We start from the raw sequence: 4,881 nt of genomic DNA on the forward strand, positions 1-4,881 counted from the left end.
TTTTGCACTAAAGAAAGACAGCACCGAAACCCCACCCCGCTATCTTGTGTTTTTCAAGGGACGGGACGCGGACGCACTGACCGCAGCTTTCAAGGAGTTTTCCGCAAAGAAGCTGACACAGGGACAAAAGCCCTCTATCCGCAAGCTGATTGTTTCCCTCAAAGAAAAGGCGGCGGCTCTGAACGCACAGCGGGACAAAGTAAAAAACAAAGACAGGGGGATTGTAAGATGAACGCTATCAACTGGAAAAAGCTGCTACTTCCCAACATTCCCTATCTGCTCTTTGTGTATCTCTTTGATAAAGTCGGACAGGCGGTACGCCTTGCGCCGGGGGCTGACCTATCCGGCAAGGTGCTGTCGCTTGGGGAGGGCTTTTCTATGGCTTTTGCAACCCCGCTTCCGAGCCTTGCCCCTATGGATTTGCTTATCGGTATTGTGGGGGCTGTCCTTATCCGGCTTATGGTGTACTTCAAAGGCAAGAACGCGAAGAAATATCGAAAAGGTATCGAATACGGTTCAGCCCGTTGGGGCAACGCCGAAGATATAAAGCCCTACACCGACCCGATATTTCAAAATAACGTGCTGCTGACACAGACGGAACAGCTTACCATGAACAGCCGCCCGAAGCAGCCGAAGTATGCAAGGAATAAAAATATCCTTGTTATCGGGGGAAGCGGCAGCGGCAAGACGAGATTTTTTGTGAAGCCCAACTTAATGCAAATGCACTCAAGTTACGTTGTAACCGACCCGAAAGGTACGGTTTTAGTCGAGTGTGGGAAGCTCTTACAGCGCGGCGGGTATCGGATAAAGGTGCTAAACACGATAAACTTCAAAAAAAGTATGAAATACAATCCCTTTGCCTATCTCCGCAGCGAAAAAGACATTTTGAAACTGGTAAATACCTTGATTGCCAACACCAAAGGGGACGGGGAAAAAGCCGGGGAGGATTTTTGGGTAAAATCGGAACGGCTCTTTTACTGCGCCCTTATCGGCTACATTTGGTACGAAGCCCCGGAGGAAGAAAAGAACTTCACGACGCTGCTTGAAATGATAAATGCCAGTGAAGCCCGCGAGGACGACCCGGAATTTCAGTCCCCCGTTGACCTCATGTTTGAACGGTTGGAGGAAAAAGACCCGGAACACTTTGCCGTCCGGCAGTATAAGAAATTCCTGTTATCTGCGGGAAAAACAAGAAGCTCTATCCTCATTTCCTGCGGGGCGCGGCTTGCACCCTTTGACATTAAGGAGCTGCGCGACCTTATGGAAACTGACGAAATGGAGCTTGACACCATAGGCGACCGCAAGACCGCCCTGTTTGTTATCATCAGCGACACCGACGATACTTTTAACTTTGTCGTGAGTATTCTTTACACGCAGCTTTTCAATCTGCTTTGCGACAAGGCAGATGATGAATACGGCGGCAGGCTGCCCGTCCATGTGCGCTGTCTGTTAGACGAGTTTGCAAATATCGGGCAGATACCGAAGTTTGAAAAGCTCATAGCCACCATACGAAGCCGGGAAATCTCCGCGTCGATTATCTTACAGTCGCAAAGCCAGTTAAAGGCAATCTATAAGGACAACGCCGATACCATAGTCGGCAACTGCGACACCACCCTTTTCTTGGGCGGCAAGGAGAAAACCACCCTCAAAGAAATGTCGGAAATCTTGGGGAAAGAAACCATTGACAGCTTCAACACTTCCGAGAACCGGGGGCGCGAGGTATCGCATGGGCTGAACTATCAGAAGTTAGGCAAGCAGCTTATGACGGAAGATGAAATAGCAGTCATGGACGGCGGGAAATGTATTTTACAGCTACGAGGGGTGCGCCCGTTCTTCTCTGATAAGTACGACATTACAAAGCACCCCAACTATAAATATCTTTCCGACTATGACAAGAAAAATACCTTTGATATGGAAAAGCATTTAAGGCGCAGACCCGCCCTTGTGAAGCCGGACGAAGTATTTGACTACTACGAAATCAGCGAAAGCGATTTGCAGGAGGACACCGACCATGAATAGACGTATCAGAAAGAAAAAGGACAAGAAAATCACAGAAGCCATAAACGGACTTATCTCCATTGCCGAGTGGCAGGAAAGACAGCGGCAGGCTGCTATCCAGCAGTTTGTGAAACGGTGTGAAGCCCTGTATGAGCAGCAGCGAAAAGAAAGGAGGAATTGACGCAGTAACAAAATTTATGAGTGGGTGCAGAATACGCGCCCCTACTGGAAAATCCATAACGCCCACACTTAAAAACTGAATACCGCCGCGCGGCAGAATTTTACGCAGCGTGGGGACTTACGACCGCGGCAGTTACAAAACTGACCGCCGTTTTTTATGCCCTTTTTAGGGGGCAAGCCGCATTTGCGGCAGAAAGGAGCTTTATGGAATTTTTTAACTCTGCTATCGACGTATTACAGACCCTTGTTATCGCACTGGGCGCAGGCTTAGGCATTTGGGGCGTTATCAATCTCTTGGAGGGATATGGAAACGACAATCCGGGTGCAAAATCACAGGGCATTAAGCAGCTTATGGCGGGCGGCGGTGTTGCCCTTATCGGCACTATCCTTGTACCTCTGCTTTCCGGTCTGTTCGGATAAGTTTACGGAGGGTAGCCTATGGAGAGCATACTTGACGCGATTAACGAATGGATAAAGGAAATCCTTATCGGCGCGATAAACGGTAATCTGTCAACTATGTTCGGGGACGTAAACGAAAAAGTAGGCACCATTGCAGCGGAGGTAGGCAAGACCCCGCAGGGGTGGAACGCAAACATTTTCAGCATGATACAAAATCTGTCGGAAAATGTGATTGTACCCATTGCGGGGCTTGTCATTACCTATGTCCTCTGTTATGAGCTTATCAGCATGGTAACGGAAAAAAACAATATGCACGACGTTGACACATTCCTATTTTTTAAGTGGTTTTTCAAAGCCTTTGTTGCCGTTTTCCTGGTAACACATACCTTTGATATTACTATGGCGGTGTTTGATATGGCGCAGCATATTGTGTCCGGCGCGGCAGGGGTCATCGGCGGCGATACGAATATCGACGTAACCGAAGCCCTTGCCGCCATGCAGGAGGGACTAAAAGATATGGAAATCCCCGAACTACTGTTACTTGTTATGGAAACGAGCCTTGTAAGCCTTTGTATGAAAATCATGTCCGTACTGATAACCGTTATCCTCTACGGCAGAATGATTGAGATATACGCCTACTGTTCCGTTTCCCCTATCCCTTTTGCCACCATGACAAACCGAGAATGGGGACAGATTGGGAACAACTACCTAAAGGGGCTGTTTGCACTTGGTTTTCAAGGCTTCCTCATTATGATATGCGTCGGCATTTACGCAGTTTTGGTAGGCGAAATGGTCTTAGCGGACAATCTGCACAGCGCGATTTTTTCCCTTGCAGCCTATACCGTTATCCTCTGTTTCTCCCTGTTCAAATCCGGCGCACTGGCAAAATCCATATTCAACGCCCACTAAGGGCAGAAAGGAGGTTTTTTCTTGGCGTATGTACCTGTACCCAAAGACCTTTCCAAAGTCAAAACAAAAGTCGCTTTCAATCTGACAAAGCGGCAAATCCTTTGTTTTTCAGTGGCACTTCTTATAGGACTGCCGCTTTTCTTTTTGCTCAAAGACAGCGCAGGGACGAGCCTTGCGGCAATGGTAATGATTGTCGTCATGCTTCCCTGCTTCTTGGTTGCCATGTATGAAAAGCATGGGCAGCCCCTTGAAGTGGTAATAAAGAACATCATTCAGACAAAATTTACCCGCCCCAAAGTGCGACCATATCAGACAGAAAACCTATATGCACTCTTGGAGAAACAGCGGGCATTAGAAAAGGAGGTATCAGCGATTGTCAAAAGGACAGACAAAAAAGACGCGGGAAGCCGCAGGAAACAGGCGTAAGCTGACCCGCGTGGAAAAGAAACAGATAGCGGCGGTTATCCGGCAGGCAAAGGGGGACGGCAAAGCCCACACCGCACAGCAGACCATTCCCTACCTTGCCATGTACCCGGACGGTATCTGCAAAGTGGCGCAGCGGAAATATTCAAAGAGCATTGCTTTTGAGGACATTAACTATCAGCTTGCACAGGCAGACGATAAGACCGCCATTTTTGAAAACTGGTGCGATTTTCTCAACTACTTTGACGCGAGCGTGAACGTGCAGCTTTCTTTTATCAATCAAGGCTCACAGCAGGAACAGGCAGCGCGGGCAATCCATATCCCGCCGCAAAATGACGATTTTAACTCTATCCGCACCGAGTATTCCGATATGCTGAAAATGCAGCTTGCCAAAGGGAACAACGGGCTTGTAAAGCACAAGTACATCACGTTTTCCATTGAAGCGGACAATCCGGCGGCGGCAAGGGCGCGGCTTTCCCGTATCGAAACGGACGTACTCAACAATTTCAAGGTGCTTGGCGTATCGGCGCACCCCTTATCCGGCTATGAACGCTTAAAGGTGCTGCATGGGGTATTCCACCCGGCAGGCGAGCCGTTCTCATTCTCCTATGACTGGCTGACCCCGACAGGGCTTACCACAAAGGACTTTATCGCCCCGTCCTCTTTCAAGTTTGGGGAGGGACGCTACTTTGCTATGGGGAAAAAGACGGGGGCGGTGTCGTTCCTTGAAATCCTTGCCCCGGAGCTGAACGACCGTATCTTAGCGGATATGTTGGACTTGGAAACAGGGGTTATTGTCAATCTCCACATTAAAAGTATCGACCAGTCGGAAGCAATCAAGACCATTAAGCGCAAAATCACAGACCTTGACAAGATGAAGATTGAGGAACAGAAAAAAGCGGTTAGAAGCGGCTATGACATGGATATAAGTGCGACTCGTTCCTGAACAAAGCCTTCGTGGTTGAAGGACAA

6 protein-coding genes and 1 pseudogene are annotated in these 4,881 nt (G+C 48.6%); all 7 read left to right on the top strand.

All coding sequences use genetic code 11. The features are described 5' to 3' along the window. Positions 1-232, top strand: a 232-nt coding sequence (locus DWX32_RS12790; RefSeq protein WP_147398496.1) for a PcfB family protein, incomplete at its 5' end; no start/stop codon positions are given. Further along, a complete protein-coding gene (locus tag DWX32_RS12795) occupies positions 229-2,019 on the top strand; it encodes a VirD4-like conjugal transfer protein, CD1115 family (RefSeq protein ID WP_118142532.1) in 1,791 nt (596 codons plus the stop codon). The genes DWX32_RS12790 and DWX32_RS12795, both read left to right, overlap by 4 nt. Then, positions 2,012-2,179, top strand: coding sequence for a hypothetical protein (locus DWX32_RS19890; protein ID WP_022621600.1), 168 nt, complete (start codon positions 2,012-2,014; stop codon positions 2,177-2,179). The genes DWX32_RS12795 and DWX32_RS19890 overlap by 8 nt, the downstream gene beginning before the upstream one ends. A 203-nt stretch (positions 2,180-2,382) precedes the next feature. Continuing rightward, positions 2,383-2,598: a Maff2 family protein gene (locus DWX32_RS12800; RefSeq protein WP_009906233.1), complete on the top strand. Its 216-nt coding sequence runs from the start codon at positions 2,383-2,385 to the stop codon at positions 2,596-2,598. Positions 2,599-2,616: 18 nt separating this feature from the next. Further along, positions 2,617-3,486, top strand: coding sequence for a VirB6/TrbL-like conjugal transfer protein, CD1112 family (locus DWX32_RS12805; protein ID WP_118101080.1), 870 nt, complete (start codon positions 2,617-2,619; stop codon positions 3,484-3,486). A gap of 21 nt (positions 3,487-3,507) precedes the next feature. After that, a complete protein-coding gene (locus DWX32_RS12810) occupies positions 3,508-3,912 on the top strand; it encodes a PrgI family protein (protein ID WP_044477104.1) in 405 nt (134 codons plus the stop codon). Further along, a pseudogene (locus tag DWX32_RS12815) lies at positions 3,860-4,837 on the top strand (VirB4-like conjugal transfer ATPase, CD1110 family); the annotation flags it as partial. The gene DWX32_RS12810 and the pseudogene DWX32_RS12815, both read left to right, overlap by 53 nt. Positions 4,838-4,881 lie beyond the last annotated feature (44 nt).

It is taken from the genome of Blautia sp. AF19-13LB (assembly GCF_003479105.1).
Lineage (GTDB): Bacteria > Bacillota > Clostridia > Lachnospirales > Lachnospiraceae > Fusicatenibacter > Fusicatenibacter saccharivorans.